1 protein-coding gene and 1 tRNA gene are annotated in these 1171 nt (G+C 67.1%); both read right to left on the bottom strand.

Annotation, left to right across the window (positions count from 1 at the left end; genetic code table 11):
- Positions 1-99 precede the first annotated feature (99 nt).
- Positions 100-594, bottom strand: a complete 495-nt coding sequence (locus tag GJ633_RS16810; RefSeq protein WP_156589663.1) for an HPP family protein — start codon at positions 592-594, stop codon at positions 100-102.
- Between the two features lie 150 nt (positions 595-744).
- A tRNA-Met gene (locus tag GJ633_RS16805) sits at positions 745-898 on the bottom strand.
- Between the last annotated feature and the right edge of the window lie 273 nt (positions 899-1171).

The raw sequence follows: 1171 nt of genomic DNA, 5'->3' as shown, positions 1-1171 counted from the left end.
GGGGGGATTCTCGGCGACTGAGGCCGGTTCGGCTCGCGGAACGGAGGTGCGGCTCCCCCGGTGCGTTCGACGCACGGCGGTCGGCCGGGCTCCGCGACCCTACTCGATCCGCCGGTCGCGGAACGCCCGGATCACGTCCTGACGGGCGATGATCCCGACGATCCGTCCGTCCTCGTCCACGACCGGCACGCGGTTGATGTCCGGGTCGTCGCCGACCAGCAGGTCCAGCACCTCGTCGACGTCGGCGTCGGGCGTAACCGTCGCGACGTCGGTGCTCATCACGTCCGAGATCGGTCTGTCGGCGTTGCGGATCAGGTCGACGCCGAGGTCGATGTCGGCCCACGGCGGCTTCACCTGGTAGGTGAGCGTGTCGACGAACGGCGGGAGCCCGATCGGGATCCACAGCGTCTCGTCTTCGGGCTCGAACAGGTCGACGAGGTCGGACTCCGTGACGACTCCGACCACCCGGTCGTCCTCGTCGACGACGGGGAACCCGCTGAACGGGTACCGGGCGAACCGCTTGAACACGTCGGCGACGTCGTCGTCCGGGGCGACCGTCTTCACGTCGGACTCCATCAGGTCACGGGCCTTCATACGACGGTCGTCGCGTCGGTCGGCCGTAGGCGTTTCGGCTGTCCGAGACGCGTGGCGTTTCGCTGTCCGGGACGCGCGGTTCGTGAGAGGCGTTCGACCAGCCGGAACGCACGTTCGCGGCGAGAAAGCGGCGTCACGACAGAATAGGAGTGGCCGGGGTGGGCTCCGAACCCACGATCTCCGCATGTCCCAGGTCCGAGGCTCGGCGGAGCCACGGGAAGGACGCGGACGCTTCCAAGGCGTCACCGCACCGAATCTCTGAACCCTATGAGTGCGGCGCTATGTCCAGCTAAGCCACCCGGCCTCACCACTCCGTACCGTGATGAGACCCTTTAACCTTCCCATCCGTCGGAGGGTTGTGAGTCGATCGCAGAGCGTATGGGACGATCGTCTCGGTGGAACCGGATCGCTCGATACGACGTAGTTGCCGACGCGAAGACCACCGCTTAAGCGACGACCGCTCGGTTATAGACGGTTGCTGGAGGATCGATATGAGAACACTGCTAAAGCCCCAGCCGTGAGTCCTCGCGGCAGCGTGGCGCTACGCGCCACGGGCACCGGCGGCGTTGCCGCCGGC

This window comes from Halorubrum sp. CBA1125, from assembly GCF_009742825.1.
Classification (GTDB): Archaea; Halobacteriota; Halobacteria; order Halobacteriales; family Haloferacaceae; genus Halorubrum.
This window is presented reverse-complemented; position numbering and strand designations above follow the sequence as displayed.

Bases quoted from the DNA above. Each gene is read 5' to 3' on its own strand.
- GJ633_RS16810 (WP_156589663.1), bottom strand. From the start codon at position 594: ATGAAGGCCCGTGACCTGATGGAGTCCGACGTGAAGACGGTCGCCCCG.